The sequence below is a fragment of the Bifidobacterium magnum genome, assembly GCF_000741255.1.
Classification (GTDB): Bacteria; Actinomycetota; Actinomycetes; order Actinomycetales; family Bifidobacteriaceae; genus Bifidobacterium; species Bifidobacterium magnum.
Genome location: NZ_JGZB01000004.1, coordinates 435,611 through 456,249 on the forward strand (window position 1 = coordinate 435,611; position 20,639 = coordinate 456,249).

16 protein-coding genes and 1 pseudogene are annotated in these 20,639 nt (G+C 58.9%); 10 read left to right on the top strand and 7 right to left on the bottom strand.

What is annotated here, in order from left to right; translation table 11 throughout:
• Positions 1-9: 9 nt before the first annotated feature.
• From tilS to BMAGN_RS05490, 5 genes and pseudogenes are all read left to right on the top strand, one after another.
• Positions 10-1,180: pseudogene (gene tilS, locus BMAGN_RS05470) on the top strand (tRNA lysidine(34) synthetase TilS).
• The gene (hpt, locus tag BMAGN_RS05475) at positions 1,143-1,706 is read left to right on the top strand and encodes a hypoxanthine phosphoribosyltransferase (protein WP_022858996.1); all 564 of its coding nucleotides are present in this window, start codon (positions 1,143-1,145) and stop codon (positions 1,704-1,706) included. Before tilS ends, hpt begins: the two are co-directional and overlap by 38 nt.
• Positions 1,703-3,769 carry an ATP-dependent zinc metalloprotease FtsH gene (gene ftsH, locus BMAGN_RS05480; protein WP_022858997.1) on the top strand — a complete coding sequence of 689 codons (2,067 nt, stop codon included), beginning with the start codon at positions 1,703-1,705 and terminating at the stop codon, positions 3,767-3,769. Before hpt ends, ftsH begins: the two co-directional genes overlap by 4 nt.
• 80 nt (positions 3,770-3,849) lie before the next feature.
• On the top strand, positions 3,850-4,704 hold the full coding sequence (locus BMAGN_RS07900; RefSeq protein WP_022858998.1) for a hypothetical protein: 855 nt from the start codon (positions 3,850-3,852) through the stop codon (positions 4,702-4,704).
• Positions 4,705-5,241, top strand: coding sequence for a DUF3180 domain-containing protein (locus BMAGN_RS05490; RefSeq protein ID WP_022858999.1), 537 nt, complete (start codon positions 4,705-4,707; stop codon positions 5,239-5,241).
• Positions 5,242-5,248: 7 nt separating this feature from the next.
• Here BMAGN_RS05490 and BMAGN_RS05495 read toward each other — a convergent pair whose 3' ends face one another.
• The gene (locus tag BMAGN_RS05495; RefSeq protein WP_022859000.1) at positions 5,249-6,148 is read right to left on the bottom strand and encodes an acyl-CoA thioesterase; all 900 of its coding nucleotides are present in this window, start codon (positions 6,146-6,148) and stop codon (positions 5,249-5,251) included.
• Between the two features lie 212 nt (positions 6,149-6,360).
• On the opposite strand from BMAGN_RS05495, the gene ettA reads away from it, so the two are divergent.
• Positions 6,361-8,040, top strand: a complete 1,680-nt coding sequence (ettA, locus tag BMAGN_RS05500; protein WP_022859001.1) for an energy-dependent translational throttle protein EttA — start codon at positions 6,361-6,363, stop codon at positions 8,038-8,040.
• A 128-nt stretch (positions 8,041-8,168) separates the two neighbouring features.
• On the opposite strand, the gene BMAGN_RS05505 is transcribed toward ettA, so the two are convergent.
• Together BMAGN_RS05505 and BMAGN_RS05510 are read right to left on the bottom strand one after the other, a co-directional pair.
• Complete coding sequence (locus tag BMAGN_RS05505) at positions 8,169-8,597, bottom strand: peptide deformylase (protein ID WP_022859002.1); 429 nt, start codon at positions 8,595-8,597, stop codon at positions 8,169-8,171.
• Between the two features lie 24 nt (positions 8,598-8,621).
• Positions 8,622-9,905: an O-acetylhomoserine aminocarboxypropyltransferase/cysteine synthase family protein gene (locus BMAGN_RS05510; protein ID WP_022859003.1), complete on the bottom strand. Its 1,284-nt coding sequence runs from the start codon at positions 9,903-9,905 to the stop codon at positions 8,622-8,624.
• A gap of 365 nt (positions 9,906-10,270) precedes the next feature.
• Here BMAGN_RS05510 and BMAGN_RS05515 point away from each other — a divergent pair, with 365 nt between their 5' ends.
• The gene (locus BMAGN_RS05515; protein ID WP_051126578.1) at positions 10,271-11,689 is read left to right on the top strand and encodes a sugar porter family MFS transporter; all 1,419 of its coding nucleotides are present in this window, start codon (positions 10,271-10,273) and stop codon (positions 11,687-11,689) included.
• Positions 11,690-11,756: 67 nt separating this feature from the next.
• On the opposite strand, the gene BMAGN_RS05520 is transcribed toward BMAGN_RS05515, so the two are convergent.
• From BMAGN_RS05520 to BMAGN_RS07905, 3 genes are read right to left on the bottom strand one after another with little or no spacing between them, the layout of a single operon-like run.
• Positions 11,757-12,953 (bottom strand): sialate O-acetylesterase, encoded by a 1,197-nt coding sequence (locus BMAGN_RS05520; RefSeq protein ID WP_022859005.1) that lies wholly within the window; start codon positions 12,951-12,953, stop codon positions 11,757-11,759.
• Positions 12,883-13,419 (bottom strand): hypothetical protein, encoded by a 537-nt coding sequence (locus tag BMAGN_RS08305; RefSeq protein WP_152593246.1) that lies wholly within the window; start codon positions 13,417-13,419, stop codon positions 12,883-12,885. Before BMAGN_RS08305 ends, BMAGN_RS05520 begins: the two co-directional genes overlap by 71 nt.
• Positions 13,420-13,430: 11 nt before the next feature.
• Positions 13,431-14,312 (bottom strand): hypothetical protein, encoded by an 882-nt coding sequence (locus BMAGN_RS07905; RefSeq protein WP_081640812.1) that lies wholly within the window; start codon positions 14,310-14,312, stop codon positions 13,431-13,433.
• Positions 14,313-14,513: 201 nt separating this feature from the next.
• On the opposite strand from BMAGN_RS07905, the gene xylA reads away from it, so the two are divergent.
• Together xylA and BMAGN_RS05545 are read left to right on the top strand one after the other, a co-directional pair.
• Entirely contained in the window at positions 14,514-15,863 is a 1,350-nt protein-coding gene (gene xylA / locus BMAGN_RS05540) for a xylose isomerase (protein WP_022859007.1), read from the top strand.
• Between the two features lie 287 nt (positions 15,864-16,150).
• Positions 16,151-17,887 (top strand): family 43 glycosylhydrolase, encoded by a 1,737-nt coding sequence (locus tag BMAGN_RS05545; RefSeq protein WP_022859008.1) that lies wholly within the window; start codon positions 16,151-16,153, stop codon positions 17,885-17,887.
• A gap of 80 nt (positions 17,888-17,967) precedes the next feature.
• Here the strand turns inward: BMAGN_RS05545 and BMAGN_RS05550 are convergent, their stop codons facing one another.
• Positions 17,968-18,993: a LacI family DNA-binding transcriptional regulator gene (locus BMAGN_RS05550; RefSeq protein WP_022859009.1), complete on the bottom strand. Its 1,026-nt coding sequence runs from the start codon at positions 18,991-18,993 to the stop codon at positions 17,968-17,970.
• Between the two features lie 333 nt (positions 18,994-19,326).
• Between BMAGN_RS05550 and BMAGN_RS05555 the strand changes: the two genes are divergently transcribed.
• Entirely contained in the window at positions 19,327-20,604 is a 1,278-nt protein-coding gene (locus BMAGN_RS05555) for an ABC transporter substrate-binding protein (protein ID WP_022859010.1), read from the top strand.
• Positions 20,605-20,639 lie beyond the last annotated feature (35 nt).

Genomic DNA, 20,639 nt, shown 5'->3' on the forward strand with positions numbered 1-20,639 from the left:
GGCGGCATTATGGCATATTCGGCTGCGCTTAAAACGGGAATCGGCGCATTGCGACGTCAACTTGAACGCTGGAACCTCGGACGCCAATCCGCCCAATTCGCACAACACGGGCACCATGAGCCAGCCCCCCGACGCGCCGCTGCTGCTTGTGGCATGCTCGGGCGGCCGCGATTCGCTGGCGCTTGCCGCCGTGGCCCATATCGTGTGCGCGGCATGGGGATTGCGGTGCGGAGCCGTACTCGTGGACCACCAGCTCCAAGAAGGCTCGCATGAGGTAAGCTGGCACGCCGCCGAACAATGCCGGGAACTCGGACTTGATCCCGTGGTGGTGGTGCCCGTAACTGTGACGGCAAGCGGCCAAGGAGAGGAAGCGGACGCGCGCGCCTCACGCTACGGGGCATTCGTGGAAACGGCGCAACAATATGACGCTTCGGCCATCCTGCTGGCGCATACGGCCAACGACCAGGCGGAAAGCGTGCTTATCGACCTGATTCGCGCGGCCGGAACCGACGCGCTTGCGGGTATGCCCGACCATACCAGCGTGGACGGCGTGCTATTCCTGCGCCCTTGGCTCATGGACGTGACGCGCGAGCAGACGACGGCCATGTGCCAGGATCTGGGGCTGCATTGGTGGGACGACCCGACCAACGGCGACCATATCGCGCCGCAGGAGCCGCTGCCGGCCGCCTATCCGCTGCGCTCACGCGTACGACACACGCTTATGCCCGAATTCAACCGCTTCGCGGGCCGCGACATGGTGTCGCGCCTCGTGGCGGCCACGCGCATCGCGCGCCGCGATGTGGAATATCTGAACGCCCAAGCCGCGTCTCTATATGACGAAGCTGTACATATGGCGCTTCCGACACCTGCGGCGCCCGGGGATGACGGCGCTCGCGATGATGAATGCGTGGAGACGCTGGCCGAACTTGATGTCGACGCGCTGCGGGAAGCACCCGAGGCGCTGCGTTTCCGCGTGCTCGACCAGGCGCTTGCGAACTGCGATATTCCGCACGGGTCCGCCCAAATCGAGGCCATCGACCAATTGATTTGCGCATGGCACGGGCAGCGTCCCGTACGTGTCGCAAAACACTATTCGGCACTTCGTTGGCCACACGTCATTCGTTTGTGCAAAGATAAAGGGCATGCAAATCGCAGACGTGCAGGACATCATAGACCATGAGATGCTTTCTCATGATGAAATTGTTAACCGAATCCATGAAGTAGCTAAGCAGATCGACAAGGATTATGCAGGCAAAACGCCTATTGTTATTTGCGTGCTTAAGGGTGCTGTAGCTACCTATTACGAACTGACGCAGGCCATGACCATCCCGATGAAGATGGATTTCATGTCGCTGTCCAGCTACGGCTCCGGATTCGAATCCACGGGCAAGATCACGGTACGCCAGGATCTTTCGTACGATGTGGCCGGCGAAGACGTGCTCATTGTGGAAGATATTGTGGATTCCGGCAACACCTTGCATTGGCTCGTAGGTGAATTGAACCGCCGTGGCGCCAAATCCGTGGAAATTTTCTCTCTGCTGGAAAAACCGGCCCGCCATACCGCTAAAGTTGAGTTGAAATATAAGGGCTTTGTAATTCCCGACGAATTCGTGCTTGGCTTTGGCTTGGACTATGACGAGGAATATCGCAACCTCGACTCCATCGCCGTGCTTAAGCCGGAGGTGTATAAAGGAGCAAATTCATGAGTTTCCAGGGGCCGAATCAGAATGGAAATCGGCCGAACCCGTTCAACAACCCGTTTGGCAACGGTAACAACGGCCAAAACGGGAACGGGAACAAGTCTAACGGGCCGCGTTCATTCTGGCGCTCTCCCTGGCTGTGGGCCATCATCATTGTGCTGATCGGCGTAATGATGTTCCAATTGTTCTCGGGTTCAGGCGCACAGACCATTACCACCAAAGATGGTATGGCCATCCTGAAAGACAATGCGAGCGATGTTTCCTACGCGACGATCGTGGACAACACGCAGCAGGTCAAGCTTGAGCTGAAAAACGACTACAAGGCTACGAGTCCGGACACGGGCAAAGAGCGCAACTATGGCAAGAACGTGCAGTTCTACTATGCCTATGCGCAAAGTGCCGATGTGGTGACCGCGATCGAAAAGGCCGCCCCGGCCAAGGGTTGGACCACCACCATGAAGTCGACGAGCATGTGGACGTACGTGTTGACGTCCATCCTGCCGTTCGTCATCTTCCTGGTGCTGATTTGGTTCCTCATGAGCCGTATGGGCTCCGCCGGCGGAATGCTCGGCATGGGTGGCAAGAAGAACTCGGGCAAGCTGCTTGACGGCCAGATCCCGCATACCAAGTTCTCCGATGTCGCCGGTGAAGACGCCGCTGTGCAGGAAGTTGAGGAAATCAAGGACTTCCTCAAGGATCCTTCCAAGTACAAGGCGCTCGGCGCGCGCATCCCGCGCGGCGTGCTGCTGTATGGTCCTCCTGGAACCGGTAAGACGTTGCTCGCCCGCGCTATCGCAGGCGAGGCGGGCGTACCGTTCTACGCCATGGCAGGTTCGGACTTCGTGGAAATGTTCGTGGGTCTCGGCGCATCCCGTGTCCGTGACCTGTTCGACGAGGCGAAGAAGAACGCCCCGGCAATCATCTTTATCGATGAGATCGATGCTGTCGGCCGCAAGCGTGGCGCCGGCATGAACGGCGGCCATGACGAACGCGAGCAGACGCTGAACCAGCTGCTCGTGGAAATGGACGGTTTCGACAACGACACGAACCTCATCATCATCGCGGCGACCAACCGTCCCGACGTGCTCGATCCGGCATTGCTGCGCCCGGGCCGCTTCGACCGCCAGGTCGCAGTGGAGGCTCCGGACCTCGAAGGCCGTGAAGCCATCCTCAAGGTGCACGCCAAGGGCAAGCCGTTCGTTCCGGACATCGATCTGCGTTCCATCGCAGTGCGTACTCCGGGCTTCACGGGCGCCGATCTGGCGAACGTGCTCAACGAAGCCGCATTGCTGTGCGCACGTGTGGGCGCCCAGCTTATTGACAACCGCGCCATTGACGAGGCCATCGACCGCGTCATGAGCGGTCCGCGCCGCCGTTCCAAGGGCATGGCGCTCGACGAGCTACGCAACACCGCGTACCACGAGGGTGGCCACGCGCTGGTGGCCGCCGCCTTGCGCAACACCGACCCCGTGACGAAGGTCACAATTCTGCCGCGAGGCCGCGCGCTCGGCTACACGGCTGTCATGCCGACCGAAGACCGTTACTCGCAAACGCGCAACCAGCTGCTCGACCAGATGGCATACGCCATGGGCGGCCGCACCGCGGAAGAGATCGTATTCCACGATCCGTCCACGGGCGCTTCCAACGATATCGAGAAGGCGACGAAGATCGCCCGCACCATGATCGGGCAGTACGGTTTCTCCACGGAGCTCGGCGCCGTCAAGTGGACGGAAAGCCCCGACGACGGTATGGACGGCCTGCGTCCGCATGACTATTCCGACGAGACGCAGAACAAGATGGACGCGGAAGTGCTCAAGATGATCGAGAACGCCCATACGGAAGCGTGGACGATCATTACGCAGAACCGCGATATTCTCGACGAACTCGTTCGCCAGCTGCTCGTCAAGCAGACGCTGAACGAAAAGGAACTCGAGATCATCTTCTCCGGCATCCGCAAGGCTCCGGAACGTGAGATCTGGCTGAGCAATCCGAACCGTCCCGATTCGGACCTGCCGCCCGTTCCGATTCCGGAAGAGTTGAAGAAGACTGTTGGAGTACAGCAGCAGTAGTTCTTCGGTACATTACCTGTATACAAGGCCTGATTGTGCTCCGCATATATCAGACCTTTTATTGTAGAAGGGACGGTTCCATGATTGAGCTGTATTGCAACGGCATCGCGTTGCAGGACGGCGATAAGCGCGTATGGGCGGATTTGCGCTGGAATACGGCGAATAGCGACATGGCGTACGATATGGCGCGCGTGGCCGAACGCGCGCAATATCTTGCAGGACAGGCGCACACGGCGAACGGTTCACCTATCGATATGGCGGCAATCGCCGACCAGCTGGCGCACGGCATGCTCTCCTGGCTACACGCCACCCGTGTGCGTGCGGATGTGCATATGGCTTTGTCTGCTTCCGAACCGTTCGCCCAGGCGGGAGCCAGCGTCACGGCCGAGTCCGAGAACCATGTGACGACCGACTCGGACGCCGTGTCCCCAGCACCGAACAAGCCCGATCCATTGGCGCAAAAGCATGAGGCCATTGTCGGCATGGAAAGCGCCGCCACCAATGCGGCCGATCTCATGCGCGCCTCGATCGTGATGTTCGACAGCATCCCCGGCAACCAGATCATAGGCATTTCCCCGCTGTACCATGTGGCCGCGGCGCAAGGCGCGGGCACGAGCACAGCCGTGCTCGCCATTGAAACCACGATGAGCCTGGCGGACCTGATCCGGGCATTGGAAGCCGTGAGCATGACGCATGAAGGCATTGTGCACCTGTCCGTGGTGGCGTTCGACAACAAATCCGTGCCTGACGCCATGCAGCCGGGCACATGGGCGCAAGGCAACAGCGAACGTGCGGCGTTCCTTTCCCCATGGATGGATATGGACCCCGACGCTACATTGGATGGCAATCCCGTCCCGTTCCTGCTGGCGAGTGCGCCGGACGCGATGTTCGCGGGGCTGGAGTCGGACCATTGGATTATTGGGGGCGCACAGTAAATGGCGAAACGCATTGCATGGTGGGTGTACGTTCTGTGTGCGGCCATCGGACTGGTGGCCGGCGTGGGTATGGCGTGGATGAGCGAGCGTCATGGCAGCAACATGATCGCGGCGCCGTGGATCGTGTCCGTGCTCATGGTGGTGTTGGGCCTCGTAGTGCTGTATCTGGCGATTCAGGTGCACAAGTACACGACCACGGATCCCAAAAAGCGCGCCGCGTTGCGCACATTCATTGATCCGGACAAGGCGGTCAACACGCTGGTGCTGGCCAAGGCGCTGGTTGTGGCGGGCGCGCTGCTGGTCGGCTGGTACGCGGGACAGGCCTGCATGCTGTGGAAGCATTGGGAAATCGGATATTACCGCGATCTTATGATCGAATGCGGCGTGGCTGCGGTGGCGGCGCTGTTCGACATGATTATCGGCATGATCAGCGAGTGGCTGTGCCAGCTGCCGCCGAACGAAGGCCCCGAGCATCCGCATGTCAAGGCCAACCAAAGCCGTCACCGCCCGTATGTGGCCACAAAAGACGGGCGGTGACGGGCCGTTACTTGTTCGGTACGCGAATCATGGCTTCCTGCACCATGCAGGCGACCAGCGTACCGTCTTGCGCATAGACTTTCGCGGTGCCCAGGCCGCGTCCGTGCGCGGCGGTGGGTGAGTCCTGCACATACAAATGCCACTGCGTCACGTCGATATCGCGATACCACCACATCGAATGGTCGATGGACGCGTAGCTCATGCCCGGTTGCGCAACACTGAGGCCGCCGCGACGCAACACGGGTTCCATCATCACCTGGTCGCAGCCGAGCGCGAGCAGTGCACGATGCATGGTCTGGGAAACGTCAAGCGTGCCGTCGGCCCGCATCCATACCATCTGCTTGCCGGAATCGGCCTCATAACTTTTCTTGTCGGGATGCAGCATGATCGTCGGCGTGACGTGACGCAGGTCGAACGGGGACTGGTCCGCATAATATTCGGCGAATGCGGACTTGTCGGCGAACGGTTCCATAAGGTCTTTGGCGCTGGCCAGCGTTTCCGGATCCGGAATGTCGGTCGGCATGGGATCGGCGAATTCAATACCGGTTTGGCCGCGCTTCTGGAAGCTGGCGATGGCTGTGAGGATGGGGCCTTGGGACTGCGTGACGTTCACGCGGCGTGCGGAGAACGAGTGGCCGTCGCGCAGCGTCTCCACGTCGAACAACAGATCTTCATGAATGTCTCCAGGAGCGATGAAATACCCGTGGATCGAATTGGGCAAACGGTCTTCCGGAACGGTTTTTGAAGCGGCGATCAGCGATTGGGCGATCACTTGGCCGCCATAGACGCGGCCCGTCGGGAAATACATGCTTTCCCCGCAAATGTAAGTATGATCACGGTACGTGGAGGGATCACCAAGTTCCAATACATGGCATAGGTGTTCCAGCGGCGTCTGATCTTGGCTCATGGTCCCTCTTTTCATAGATATGTCGAACGCTGGATAGTGTAGTGGGGTTACGTTAATTCGCCGCGCGTTTAGGTTACGAACTTGCGAACAGTGAAAGACGGTCGGACTTGTCGAGTGGGTGTGGCCGAAGTCTTGCGGTCTGTAGACCGCTTAAGGAATAATGGTGCTTGCATTGTGACCGCTTTATTTATTAATAGAGATCGGAATCAGGATTGGCTGAGTTTATTTATCAAATGATCAACGCACGTAAGGCCTACGGAGACCGCGTGATTCTTGACAACGTGACGTTGAGCTTCTTGCCGGGCGCCAAAATCGGCGTGGTCGGCCCGAACGGCATGGGCAAGTCCACCTTGCTGAAGATCATGGCCGGACTGGATACGGTCAGCAACGGCGAAGCGACGTTGACGCCGGGCTTCACGGTCGGCATTTTGCAGCAGGAACCGCCGCTGGACGAAGACAAGACCGTCGGTGAGAACATCAAGATGGCGTTCGGCGACATTGCCGCCAAGGTGGAACGCTTCAACAAGATCGGCGAGGAAATGGCCGATCCCGACGCCGACTTCGACGCGCTTATGGAAGAAATGGGCAAGCTGCAGGAAGACATTGACGCGGCCAACGGCTGGGATCTCGATTCCCAGCTGGAACAGGCCATGGACGCCCTGCAGTGCCCGGATCCGGACACGCCTGTAAGCGTGTGCTCGGGCGGCGAGCGCCGCCGTGTGGCATTGTGCAAGCTGCTGCTGGAAGCTCCCGATCTGCTGCTGCTCGACGAGCCTACCAACCATTTGGACGCCGAATCGATCCTATGGCTCGAACAGTTCCTGCACCAGTATCCGGGCGCCGTCATCGCCGTCACGCACGATCGTTACTTCATGGACAACGTGGCCGAGTGGATTTGCGAGGTCGACCGCGGCCAGCTGTATCCGTACAAGGGCAACTACTCCACGTACTTGGAGACCAAGGCCAAGCGTATGGAAATTCAGGGCGCCAAGGACGCCAAGCTCGCCAAGCGACTGAAGAACGAGCTTGAGTGGGTGCGTTCTTCGCCGAAGGCGCGCCAGGCCAAGAACAAGGCCCGTCTGGAACGCTACGACCAGATGGAACAGGAAGCGCGCAACTCCAAGAAGCTCGACTTCTCCGAAATCCAGATCCCGCCGGGACCGCGCATGGGTTCCACGGTGCTGGAAGCCGAACATATCCACAAGGCGTTCGGCGACCGCGTGCTTATCGACGACCTGAGCTTCACGCTGCCGCGTAACGGTATCGTGGGCGTGATCGGCCCCAACGGTGTGGGCAAGTCTACGCTGTTCAAGACGATCGTGGGTCTCGAGGAGCTTTCGGGCGGTTCACTCAAGGTTGGCGAGACCGTGAAGATCAGCTACGTGGACCAGAACCGTGAGGGCCTCGACCCGAACAAGAACCTGTGGGAAGCCGTTTCCGACGGTCTTGACTACATTGAGGTCGGCGGCGTGGAAGTGCCGACGCGCGCCTATGTGGCGAGCTTCGGTTTCAAGGGCTCCGACCAGCAAAAGCTGACGGGCGTGCTGTCCGGCGGTGAACGCAACCGTCTGAACCTCGCGCTGACGCTCAAGCAGGGCGGCAACCTGCTGCTGCTCGACGAACCTACCAACGATTTGGACGTCGAGACGCTCGAATCCCTCGAGAACGCGCTGCTCGAGTTCCCGGGCTGCGCCGTCGTGATTTCCCACGACCGTTGGTTCCTCGACCGTATCGCCACACACATCCTCGCTTGGGAAGGCGACGATGACCATCCGGCGAACTGGTACTGGTTCGAAGGCAACTTCCAGGCCTACCAGGAGAACAAGGTGGCCCGACTGGGCGAAGAGGCGTCCCGTCCGCACCGTCTGCACCGCAAGCTGACGCGCGGCTGAGTCGCATAAATTGAGTGCGGGACGGAATTCGCGAGAGTTCCGTCCCGCATTTTCATTTTGACGGTACTTTTTCTACGCAAAAATCCCTTTTCGCGGTCAAAAAGCACCGTCAAAACGAAAATAGGCCGCTAGATGATCACTCCATTGCAGTGATCGATTTCGTGCTGAATGATTTGCGCCGTCCAACCGGAAAAACGGGCGTGGCAATGGCGTCCGCGACGGTTGTCGTACTCGACTTCAATACGGTCGAAACGCTTCGTAGGGCGCTCGCCGTCAAGCGACAAGCACCCTTCTTCCGTTTCGTAAGCGCCCTCGGCGTCCGTAATGACGGGGTTGAACATGACCGTCGCCTTGCCGCCGAGATCCTCGTCGACAAACACGATGACGCGCTTGCGCTCGCCGATCATGTTGGCGCCCATGCCCACGCATTCGGCGCGGTGCGCTTGCAGCGTGTCCACGAGGTCCGTGGCGATCTGCCGGTCTTGTTCATTGGTCGGATCCGCAGGCGCGGACGGCTTGCCGAGTTCGGCGAGCGCGGTGACAATTGTTCGTTCCATGCGTTCCAGTATAGGAACCGCATGTCACTCGCTTACTGCCGCCAGCGCCTGGTCGAGATCGTCAATAATATCTTGCGCGTTTTCAATGCCGCAGCTCAGGCGCACGAGATCGATGCCCACGCCGGCTTCCTCGAGCTGCTGCTCGGTGAGCTGGCGGTGCGTGGTGCCGGCCGGATACAGCGTGCACGAGCGTGCGTCCGCGACATGCGTGGCAATGGAGACAAGCTTCAAATGGTCCAGCATGGCGGACACTTTTTCACGGCCGCCCGGCACACCGAACGCAATCACGCCGCAAGTACCGTGCGGCATGTAGCGTTCCGCGAGCTCATGATTGCGGTCTTCGGGAAGGCCCGGGAAATGCACCCAGGAAATGCGCGGGTCCTGGGCCAGCCATTCCGCGACTTTCTGGGCGTTTTCGCAATGCTTGGCCATGCGCACGGCGAGAGACTCCAAATGCATGCCCATAATCCACGAATTGACGGGAGCGGGCGTGGATCCGAAGTCGCGCATCAGCTGTGCGGTCGCCTTGGTGATGAACGCCGCCGGACCAAAGTCTTGCGCATAGCGGACGCCGTGATAGGAGTCGTCCGGCTCGGTCAATCCCGGGAATTTGTCGGCGTGCGCAAGCCAATCGAAGTTTCCGGAGTCCACAATGGCGCCGCCCACGCACGAGCCGTGGCCGTCCATGTATTTGGTGGTGGCGTGCGTCACAATGTCGGCGCCGAATTCGAACGGGCGGCAGTTGATCGGGGTCGGGAACGTGTTGTCCACGATTAACGGGACGCCGTGACGATGCGCGGCGGAAGCGAATTTGTCGAAATCGAGCACGATGACGGCCGGATTGGAAACGGACTCGGCGAACACGGCCTTGGTGTTGGGCTGGAATGCGGCTTCCAGCTCTTCCTCGCTGCACTCCGGGCTTACGAATGTGCAGGTGATGCCCATCTTTCGCATCGTCACGTTCAACAGATTGAATGTGCCGCCGTAAATGGCGCTGGAGGAGACGATATGGTCGCCGGCATTGCAAATGTTGAACAGCGCGAAGAAATTCGCGGCCTGTCCCGAAGAGGTGAGCATGGCCGCCACGCCGCCTTCGAGTTCACAAATTTTCGCGGCCACCGTATCGTTGGTCGGGTTTTGCAGTCGCGTATAGAAATAGCCGGTTTCCGAAAGGTCGAACAGGTGGCTCATCTGTTCGCTCGACGTGTACTTGAAGGTGGTGGCCTGGATGATCGGCGGCGTGCGGGACTCGCCGTTGCCCGGATGGTAGCCGCCCTGTACGCAGATCGTGTCGATTTGTTCACTCATAGTATGGTTCGCTTTCCCGAGAATTGGTAATGAGTTGGCGACACTGTAACACGCACGATTTGTGCGATTGGCGGCGGCGTCCATTTTGTGGGAGAGCGGTGTTCGCTTGCGGCGTAATTTGGCTTCGGTGTGTCACTTTGTAAAACCGTTGAATAACTAGTTTTCCGTAGGGGATTACGTATTTTAATTATTTAATTTAACGGTTTGACTATATTGTGGTGATGCGTTTACTATGTCGCGTGAACCAAACAGTGAATGGTTTACAACTCAGACAACGATGAAGCAAAGCAGCCTCACCGCTTGATGGGCGAGGCCGTGGCGCTTAATGACGAGCGTTGCGGCCCAAGAGAAAAGAAAGGGTTGCAATGGCAGCAACGACACATCGACTACCGAAGGGCGTCGTCTATTTCTTTGGCGCGCTTGGCGGTCTTCTATTTGGTTACGATACCGGTGTAATTTCCGGTGCAATTCTGTTCATTGAAAAGCAGATGGACCTCGGTTCCTGGGGACAGGGCTGGGTCGTGTCCGCTGTGTTGTTGGGCGCAGTGCTCGGCGCGCTGTTCATCGGCCCGCTTTCGGACCGTTTGGGCCGCCGCAAGCTGCTGCTCATTTCCGCATTGATCTTCGTGATTGGCGCGCTGGGCTCCGCTTTCGCTCCGGAAGTCTGGACGCTGCTGATCTCCCGTGTGATCCTCGGCCTCGCCGTGGGCGCCGCCTCCGCACTGATCCCGACCTACTTGAGCGAGCTGTCCCAGGCGAGCAAGCGCGGTACGGTCTCGGGCCTGTTCCAGCTCATGGTTATGACGGGCATTTTCCTGGCGTATGTCACCAACTACACGTTCTCGGGCATGTATACGGGCTGGCGCTGGATGCTCGGCTGCGCGGCCGTGCCGGCAGTAGTGCTGTTCTTCGGCGGTCTGTTCCTGCCGGAATCCCCGCGTTACCTTGTGCGTACGGGCCAGATGCAGGAAGCGCGCCACGTGCTCAACGGCATCTACGACAACAATAGTGCCGCAGTCAAGGAAGAGCTGGACGGCATCCAGCGTCAGGCCCAGATCGAAGGCGAAAGCGGTGGCTGGCATGAGCTGTTCACCAAGAAGACGGTTCGCCCGGCTCTCGTTCTCGGCATTGGTCTGGCCATCTTCCAGCAGGTCATGGGCTGCAACACCGTGCTGTACTACGCTCCGACCATCTTTACGGCAGTCGGCTTCGGCGTGTCCGCGGCATTGCTTGCCCACATCGGCATCGGCGTGTTCAACGTGATCGTGACGGCCATCGCCATCGCCATCATGGACAAGGTCAACCGTCGCACCATGCTGATCGTTGGCGCTGTCGGCATGGCCGTCTCGCTGTTCGTCATGAGCATCGCCATGCGCATGTCCGACGGCTCCCAGCTTGCCGCAATCGTGTGCGTGGTGGCCCTGACCGTGTACATCGCGTTCTTCTCCGGCACATGGGGCCCGGTCATGTGGATCATGATCGGCGAGGCGTTCCCGCTGAACGTGCGTGGTCTTGGCAACTCGTTTGCGAGCGCCGTGAACTGGACCGCCAACGCGATCGTGTCCGTTACCTTCCCGTTCCTGCTCGACCTGTTCGGCACGGGCAGCCTGTTCATTGGCTATGGCGTGCTGTGCCTCGTTTCCATCTGGTTCGTGCGCAAGTACGTCTTCGAGACGCGCAACCGTTCTCTGGAAGAGATTGAAGCCGATCTTCGCGCCCGCGCCGGTGTGGAGAAGGAACAGATCAACGATTATTCGGAATGGACTCCGGCTCAGGCCGTCTGATATTCCCGAATTCGGATATCTATAGCAATCGCCGCCACGAGGAAACTCGTGGCGGCGATTGTGTTGTTTAGGCCATGTCCTCGTCTTCTCGGACCAGCGGAATTTCGAAGGGGGAGGCCGGCAGTCCCTGCCGGTTTTCCAGAATGAGGTCGGGGCATTCCTCCCACGCGTAGCGGATCATGGGGATAGTGGGCGCGCGGTATCCGTCGCGTATGCGCAATCCCGACTCCGCATACAGGAAATGGATGAAGATGACGTTGTCGCGGCTTAGCGTCGCATGCCAGGTAAACGGTCCCATGGGCTCTTCTCCTGAATGGTGGGCCAACGCCATCGCGGCCGTGGCGGCCCGTTCTGCCACCGTGAGCTTGTCGGTGGGATGCAGGTCGTTGTCTTCGCCAACGTCGGCCGTGGTGACAAGCGCCGTGTTGGCCAAAGTCATGATGCGGCGCTGCTCGTTGCGCAGGCGCGCCCAGTCATGGAATGGTTCGAGCGCCAGGTTGGGCAACTGTACGGCAAAAAACGGCGCGTTCGGCGTGGTGAACAGTTCACGCCAGCATTGGGCCAGCGCGACAAGTTTGTCGCCATACATGCGCGGCTCGTAGGTGTTGGATTCGCCCTGATACCATACGAAGCCCGTGACATGGGCGTTGCCCCAAGGTGCAAGCACGGCGTTGTAAGGGGCGGCGGGTTTGTATTGGAAAAACGTGTCCTGCCGGCGCATGCGGAAGAACATGGAGCGCTTGAACCGCCAAGTGCTCGGCGTATCGCAGTCGATTACGCCGAGCGGTGCGGATGTGGCGGCGTCCATGCTCGGTTCGAATACGGTGATCGTGTGCGTCTTGCCCGACGTCAGGCCTCCCGTGCCGTAATGTACTTTGAGCCGGATCGTGATCTGCAAGGTGTCGTCAAGACGGTCGATGCGATAGATGCGCGGCGGATATTGGTATCCGGTTTGGCCGATCAGCGTTCCGTTAACGTATATTTCATCGGCATCCTGCATGGTGCCGAAATTGAGTACGCCCGATTTTCCGACGAATTCACGGGGAACGCGGACGGTGCCGCGGATCCAGATGACGCCGGGCTGGCGCAATTCCGGTTGGGCCGTGTCCGTCAAACGCATTGTCGACCAGTCGGCGTCGTCATATTCGGGCGCGTTCCAGCGTTGCGCCAGACCCGTGTCGTATTCGTCTATCTCACGGTCGTATTCGGCGTCGTTGCGCGCGTCTGCTTGGCGTATGCGTTCGACAAACGTGTCGTTGCGCAATTCCCGTACGGATCCAGCGCATGCCGGCGCAATCCGATTGCGGACCATGGAAATTGAAAGCTTCGGGAGCCTGAAATACGCGGATGGACATGTCGGTGGCGTCTTCGATCGCCCTCGGGAAACGGGACAAGACGCGCCGGAGGGGAAGCTGGGCGTTGGATTGGCCTCCCACCACCCATATTTCACCAAAACTCACGTCTTCGATACGCACGCTATGCACCGAAGTGAAAACGGTGAGTACGGCTCCCGTACCGGCCGGCTGCGCGGGCATCGTGATGGCGAATGCGCCGTCGGCTGTACTCGTTGCGGATGCGGTGACAGCTTCGCCGCCTGCGGCTGGCTCCAGTCGTGCGCTGACGGGTGTGCTGGGTGCGGTCCATCCCCACACGAGGAAATCCCGGTCGCGTTGGATGACCATGCCGTCGGCGAATATTGCGGGCAGAACCATGCTGGGAGTTGTTTCCATATGATGTCTCCTTACGCTGTGACCATGTCGGGGTCGGAGAAGAACTGTTGGGGCTTGCTTGCCGAGGAACTGTTCGCGTCGGCATGCGTGGCGTCCTCGAAGTCTTGTTGTACCTGGTCTTCGGGGATGAACTTGTGCAACTTGTTGTAAGCCACGCCAGTCAAGGATTCGACGGTACGGCGCACTTCAGGCTTGACACTTTCGGGATCGCCGCCCTCACACAGGCGCTGGACCTCGTCGATAAGCACCTTGTGCGTCTTCTTGTTCAAAGCGAAGCGCAAGGCGATCACAAGCGCCACCAGGCTAAGCGAACACACGCCGAACAACAGGATGTTGGCGATGGCCATCTGTACGCTGGCCGTCTGCGCTTCGGCGCTGGACTGGAATCCGACCTTGTCGAGCATGAAACCGACGGCGATGCCGGCGATCGAGGAGGTGGCCTTGGCACGGTCCGTGGTGCGGTCGCGCCAGTCCTGCTTCGAGTTGTAGACGAACGCTCGCCAGATGACCGTGCCACCATATGGCGCGAGCGCTTCGGCGAGCATGTTGGCGCCGTCCGCATGCGTGCGACCATACTGGTAGGGGCCCGGTTCGCCTTCCGAGTCCGCCTTGACAAGGAATCCGCCGAACTGGGGAATGGTGCGATAAATGTCTGTGGCGATATCCGCCCGCCATTGGCGTACGGCGGGATCAAGCGGATCGGAGGTGGGCAGTCCTCCGATGCGGCGCGGGGCGCCGAAGAAGATGCTCAAATAGGTGGCGACGCCGAAGCTGGAGAACAGGTCGGCCACTTCCTTGACCTGGTCGAGATGAGGGTGGGCGATAAGCGAGGCGCCCAGGCGAGTGGCGGGAGGTCTTTTCCCTGCGCCTAGTGGAGCGCGAGAGTACGGCACCGTTGATGATCGACAAGGCGCGAAAGGAGGGGTGAATTTTTTTTACCGGCGTGTCAGAATTGTTGAAAAACGGCTATTTTCCAACGAAAACACTGTATAGTTCATCGAATTGACAAACATTTGCATGAGGTTTTATCATAGAGCCATACGATTTAGTTCGTTGATCAAATTAATACACGATCGATCTACAAAGGAGTGATCATGGGATTGTGGGACATCGATAAGATCGAGTATGTTGGCCGCGAGAAGGGACCGGAAGAGGGTCTTGCGTTCCACTACTTCGATGCTGACAAGGTTGTAGCCGGCAAGAAGATGAAGGACTGGCTGCGCTTTGGTGTTGCTTGGTGGCACACGTTCGATCAGCAGCTCGTGGATCCGTTCGGTGACGGCACCGCTCAGCGTCCTTGGTACGGCAAGTACTCCGACCCGATGGACGAGGCTCTCGCCAAGGTCGATTACGCATTCGAATTCTTCCAGAAGCTCGGCGTGGACTACTTCTGCTTCCACGACCGCGACATCGCCCCGGAAGGCGACACGCTTCGTGAAACCAACGCCAACCTGCAGCGCGTGGTGGACAAGATCGAAGAGAACATGAAGTCCACCGGCGTCAAGCTGCTGTGGAACACCTCCTCCCTGTTCACCAACCCGCGCTTCGTCTCCGGCGCCGCAACCTCCCCGTACGCTGACATCTACGCTTACGCCGCAGGCCAGCTGAAGAACTCCCTCGACATCGCCAAGCAGCTCGGCGCCGAGAACTACGTGTTCTGGGGCGGCCGTGAAGGCTACGAGAACCTGTGGGTCACGGACATGACTCGCGAGCAGGAGCACATGGCCAAGTTCTTCCACATGTGCGTGGATTACGCCAAGCAGATCGGCCTGGACGCCCAGTTCCTCATCGAGCCGAAGGCCAAGGAACCGACGACCTTCCAGTACGACTTCGACGCAGCGACGACGATGAACTTCCTGCGCACCTACGGCCTGGAGAACGACTTCAAGCTCAACCTGGAAGGCAACCACGCCAACCTCGCCACCCACACCTACCAGCACGAGATCCGCACCGCCGTGGACGCCGGCATGCTCGGCTCCCTCGACGCCAACCAGGGCGACAAGCTCATCGGCTGGGATCTCGACGAGTTCCCGACGGACATCACCGAGACCGTCTCCGTGATGTGGGAAGTCCTCCGCGCCGGCCAGATTGGTCCTCACGGCGGCCTGAACTTCGACGCCAAGCCGCGCCGTACCTCCTTCACCTGGCAGGATCTGTTCCGCTCCCACATCGCAGGCATGGACGCCTTCGCGGCCGGCCTCATCGTGGCTGACAAGATGCACCAGGACAAGTACATCGAGAACCTCTGGGAGAACCGTTACGCCTCCTTCTCCGAAGGTATCGGCGCAACCGTCGAAGATGGCACGGCAACGCTCGAGTCCCTCAACGACTACGCCATCGACATCCCGCAGAAGGATCTGCTGGCCGCCACGAAGTCCGATCACCTCGAGTCCGTCAAGGCCACGATCAACAACTTCATGATTGACGCTCTGGCCAACGCCTGAGTTTCCAATCACCGTTAAGATGGACGGACTTACCGGAATTTTTCAAGAGTCGGTCAGCCGGTAAGTCCGTGGCATCTGTCCCATGCGGTAGTGCACATTTGATATTCAAGATTTTCCGTTCATCCAAAATCGTGAATGTTTGACGTACATGTGCACCACCCGCACCTGTTTCCCCAGAATAATTTTTCTTCGCTTTCCTTTCTTTCTCCTTTCCTCTCTTTCACAATGGGATCGTCCGGGAGTAGGGCGATCCCATTTTTGTGCGATGCGACAACGGAGTCGAGCCCATGGAATCCCTCAATACCTTCACCATCACGAATCCCGCGATTCGTGGCATGGCCCCGGATCCCAGCTGGATCTGGGACGGCGACCTGGATTGCGCCGTGCTGGTAAATTCCTCGTTTAATACGGTTCCCGGATTGCCGATCCATACTTCTCGTGAACTTGATTGCTGGCAAAACGTAGGCTTTGCGATTGACGAGAACATGGCGGCCCGGTTGTTCCTGCCGTTTGTGCAGGATTCTGGCGGCGCGTATGCGCCCACAATCCGCAAAATTCGCGGCCAATATGTTATCGCCTGCACCATCGCCCGTTTACAGGACGACGAGGCCCGCGCTGCCGGCGTTGACGAGGCCGAATTGGAACGCTGCCTGCGCGCCAACGGCAACTTCGTGTTGACGGCGTCCAGCCTTGAAGGGCCGTGGAACGGGCCGTTCTGGATTGAAGGTGCCGAAGGCATTGATCCCGACATTTTCGAGGATGCCAACGGGGATGTGTTCTGGACGCAGACGCGGCCCGCACACAATCCCCAATGGGAACAACAGACGGAAGTCTGGACGTGCCGCATTGATCCGCAAACATGGCGCTTTGTGGACATGCTCGACGATTTGTCCCAGTCTGAACCATGCAAAACCGTGCTGTGGCGCGGCAGCATGATTGGCGCCGTGTGGTGTGAAGGTCCGCATCTGTACCGTATGGGGGAGTGGGTGTACCTCATGACCGCCGAAGGTGGTACGAGCCGGGACCATAGCGAAATGATCATGCGCGCCCATGTCGGTGGCGGTTTGCATGCCGCGATTGATCGTTGGCATGACGAATATGGTGCATGCCGTACGCAGGACGGCGACGCGGTCTTGTGCGAGACCGTGCGCATGTTTGCGACGAATCCCAAGAACCCGTTCATCACGCACCGTAATTTGTCCAACATGGCTCCCGTACAATGCGTGGGCCATGCGGATCTTATGCATCATCCCCGCTATGGATGGTGGCTGGCGTGCCTGGGCGTGCGCGAAAGCGTGCTGGAGACGGGCGCCTCCTGGAATTATGTGGGCCGCGAGACTTTCCTCGCCCCGGTCGCCTGGCAAGTGGATCCGTCCTGCAATGTGCCGCCGCGCGAGCCGCTGATGCCCTCGCATGAAGATACGTTGGGTTGGCCCGTGTTGCGCGGTTCCCTGGGGCGTCTGCCGGATACGCTCACCATTGAGCGCGCCAGTGGCGAGCTTGTGGAGGCGTCTGTAGACGCCGACGAATCGAAATTGCAGCTGCTTGACTGGGATGCGCAGCATATTGACGATTCCCGCACACTTGCCTTGCCGACCGTGCCGAATATGCGGTATGTGCGCATGGATCGTCTCAATATGGCCATGGCTGTGCCGCAGGGCAAGTCCGTGTCCCTCTATGAGGACAGCGGACATTATGTGGAATGCCTGTGGGATCCGTCCGAGTCGTTGGTTCGCTGGAAATTGGTGGCGGACCATTGGGTTGACGACCGCAGCTACACGTGGGGCGATGAGAGCTCGCCATATGAAGAGCCCATGATCCCTGTAGTGATGCTTGCCTATAGCACGCTGTATTTGGGCGCATTGCCGTCTCGCGTGTGGAACGAATGTGTGGCGGCGGAACATGGATGCACTGTGGCGTGCGTGGCGCGCGAGCTCGATGTGTTCGGTCAGGCCAATGCACAATTCCTGTCGACGGAATGGTCGCAAAGCTTTACAGGTTGCCTGCTCGGTGTGGAACAGTAAGTGAAACACTGGTAGGCCCCCTATATGAATCTCCCCGGTATCGCGTCTTAAGCGCGAGATACCGGGGAGAGTCATATTGGTCATGCGTGCGGAGGCGCCGTGCTGTTGCGCACTACCAGACTGGTGGGCATGACGATATGCCGCTCGCCAAGGTTCTGGGTGTTGGCGTCGATAAGCAGTTGCATGGCGGCCTCGGCCATCTCTTGTAGCGGCTGCAATACGGTGGTAAGCGGCGGCCCGAGGAACGCCGAAGTCTGTACATCGTCGAATCCCACTACGGACAGATCTTCCGGGATGCGCAGCCTGTGCTGGCGCGCGGCCTCGTATACGCCCATGGCCTGCAAGTCGCTGCCCGCGAAAATGGCGGTGGGACGATCCGGATTGCTCAGCAGCTCCATGGCCTGCGCATAACCGCCGGGCATGGTGAAGTCGCCTTCCATAATGAGTTCCGGATCCGTGGTGAGTCCGTATTCCGAAAGGGCGGAACTGTATCCGTCCAGGCGCGCCTTGGAGCACATCATTTCGCCGGGTCCTGTGATGATGGCGATGCGGCGGTGTCCGAGTGAAAGCAAATGGCGTGTCGCGATGACGCCGCCCGTCCAGTTGTCGGCCTGTACGGAGTATTTGGTGCCTGCCGGGTCTCCTGACGGGTCGAAAATCACGTAGGGAATGTTGTGGGAGTGCAGCTTTTCCTTTTCCGCATTGGTGAGATTGGAAAAGATGAGAATGGCGCCCAACGGCTGTCTGCGCAGGATGCCGTCCACCCACGAGGAGTCGGGGCGCTGTCGGTCGCCGCTTTCGGTGGTATTGACGCTCAAGTCAAGCTGTTTCGCCTTGTCCAACACGCCGCGCAACACTTCCAGCGACCATAGCGTGTCGAATGTCTGAAACACGATTTCGATGACGGGCTGCGCCTTTTTGGGGGGAGTGACGCGTCGTTCGTACCCATACTTGCGCAAGGTGCGTTCGATAATCGCTTTCGTCTCTTCCGCAACGTCGGAACGTCCGTTCAGCGTTTTAGAGACGGTGGCCAAAGAAAAGCCCGTTTCTTCGGCTATGTCCGACAATCGAATTTTGGAACCATTGCGGTGAGAGGAATTTGGCATACGCACCTCCTTGTGTCGGACATAGTATATTCGAAAGTTTCGAATTGTACTAATCCGTGTTTCGTGTCGTTTTTCGCAGTCGTATTTTCCTTGTATTTCCAATGAAAACGAGCGATATATGACAATATTCTACTTAATTTGACAGATTAACAAAGTCGCATCTATGATTGTCCGTAACGAAAACAACAAAAAGTTTTCGAAAATATTCGGAAATCTATTGCAACACAAGAGACATTGTTGTCTCCCTAAAACCATTCACACAATCAATAACCGAATATATAAATTCCTCGCCACACTTTGTGAGGCGGGTTTCTTTTCTTCGAGGAGGAGAAGATGAAGTTCAAGACAATCGCAGCCGCGACGTTGGCGGCAGCAACCATGTTCAGCATGGCGGCTTGCGGCAATAACGGCGCAAGCAAGGCGGATGACAGCACCATTACGTTCTGGCACAACTCCACCGCAGGTGAGGGCAAGCAGTACTGGGACGATGTGGCCGCCGCTTTCGAAAAGGCCAATCCTGGCGTGAAGGTGGAAGTGCAGTCCATCCAGAACGAAGACTTTGACGGCAAGCTCCAGACCGCTATGCAGGATCCTTCCACGGGCCCGGACGTGTTCATGCAGCGTGGTGGCGAAAAGACGGAAGATCTTATTGAAGCCGGCCAGCTTATGGATCTTTCGGACAAGATCGACGACACCATCAAGACGGACATGAAGACGGCGCTGACCGCCGCCACTTTTGACGACAAGGTCTATGGCGTGCCGGTTTCCGTGGAACCGGGCGGCCTGTGGTATTCCGTGGACCTGTTCAAGCAGGCCGGCATTACCGACACCCCCACCACTTGGGATGATCTGCTCAAGGATGCGACCCAGCTCAAGGACGCCGGCATCGACGCCATCGCCCTCGGCGCCAAGGACGCATGGCCGGCGGCGCACTGGTTCTACTGGCTCGCCCTTCGCGAATGCTCTCCGAAAGCCTTCCAGAGCGCAGTCGGCGACAAGGACTTCTCTGACCAGTGCTGGGTTGACGCAGGCAATAAGCTCGAAGATCTCAACAAACTCGGCGTGTTCAACGACGGCTTCCTGACCACCTCCGCACAGCAGGGCGCAAGCTCCTCCGCAGGCCTTCTGGCTAACCATAAGGCGGCTATGGAACTCATGGGCGCTTGGGAACCGGGCGTCGTCAAGGATCTGACCCCGGACAAGACCGCCATGAAGGATCTGAGCTACTTCGCATTCCCGTCCGTCGAAGGCGGCAAGGGTGAGGAAGGCGCTCTCATGGGCGGCGTTACCTTCTTCTCCGTCAACGCTCTCGCCGGCGACAACGCCGTCAAGTTCGTGAATTTCATCGCAAGCAAGGAAAACCAGGAGAACTACGCCAAGGCGTTCTCCACGATCCCGGCTTCCGAACCGGCACGTAACGTAGTCACCGACCCGGCCCTCAAGACCGTCATCTCCTACCTCGACAAGGCCCCGACCATGCAGCAGTGGATGGATACCGATCTTGGTTCCAACGTCGGCAACGCCCTGAACACGGCGATTGTCAACATGCTCACGGGCAAGGGCACTGTGGACGACATCATCTCTACCATGAAGTCCGCGGCGGCGAAGTAACCCCATCAGTGAACTTGGTTCACACCCTCTAGGCA

Excerpts from the sequence above, each read along its gene's own strand:
- BMAGN_RS05555 (WP_022859010.1), top strand. The coding sequence starts at position 19,327 with ATGAAGTTCAAGACAATCGCAGCCGCGACGTTGGCGGCAGCAACCATG.
- hpt (WP_022858996.1), top strand. The coding sequence starts at position 1,143 with ATGCAAATCGCAGACGTGCAGGACATCATAGACCATGAGATGCTTTCT.
- BMAGN_RS05495 (WP_022859000.1), bottom strand. The coding sequence starts at position 6,148 with ATGAGCCAAGATCAGACGCCGCTGGAACACCTATGCCATGTATTGGAA.
- BMAGN_RS07900 (WP_022858998.1), top strand. The coding sequence starts at position 3,850 with ATGATTGAGCTGTATTGCAACGGCATCGCGTTGCAGGACGGCGATAAG.
- BMAGN_RS05505 (WP_022859002.1), bottom strand. The coding sequence starts at position 8,597 with ATGGAACGAACAATTGTCACCGCGCTCGCCGAACTCGGCAAGCCGTCC.
- BMAGN_RS05550 (WP_022859009.1), bottom strand. The coding sequence starts at position 18,993 with ATGCCAAATTCCTCTCACCGCAATGGTTCCAAAATTCGATTGTCGGAC.
- BMAGN_RS08305 (WP_152593246.1), bottom strand. The coding sequence starts at position 13,419 with ATGGAAACAACTCCCAGCATGGTTCTGCCCGCAATATTCGCCGACGGC.
- ftsH (WP_022858997.1), top strand. The coding sequence starts at position 1,703 with ATGAGTTTCCAGGGGCCGAATCAGAATGGAAATCGGCCGAACCCGTTC.
- BMAGN_RS05510 (WP_022859003.1), bottom strand. The coding sequence starts at position 9,905 with ATGAGTGAACAAATCGACACGATCTGCGTACAGGGCGGCTACCATCCG.
- BMAGN_RS05545 (WP_022859008.1), top strand. The coding sequence starts at position 16,151 with ATGGAATCCCTCAATACCTTCACCATCACGAATCCCGCGATTCGTGGC.
- BMAGN_RS05490 (WP_022858999.1), top strand. The coding sequence starts at position 4,705 with ATGGCGAAACGCATTGCATGGTGGGTGTACGTTCTGTGTGCGGCCATC.
- BMAGN_RS05515 (WP_051126578.1), top strand. The coding sequence starts at position 10,271 with ATGGCAGCAACGACACATCGACTACCGAAGGGCGTCGTCTATTTCTTT.
- xylA (WP_022859007.1), top strand. The coding sequence starts at position 14,514 with ATGGGATTGTGGGACATCGATAAGATCGAGTATGTTGGCCGCGAGAAG.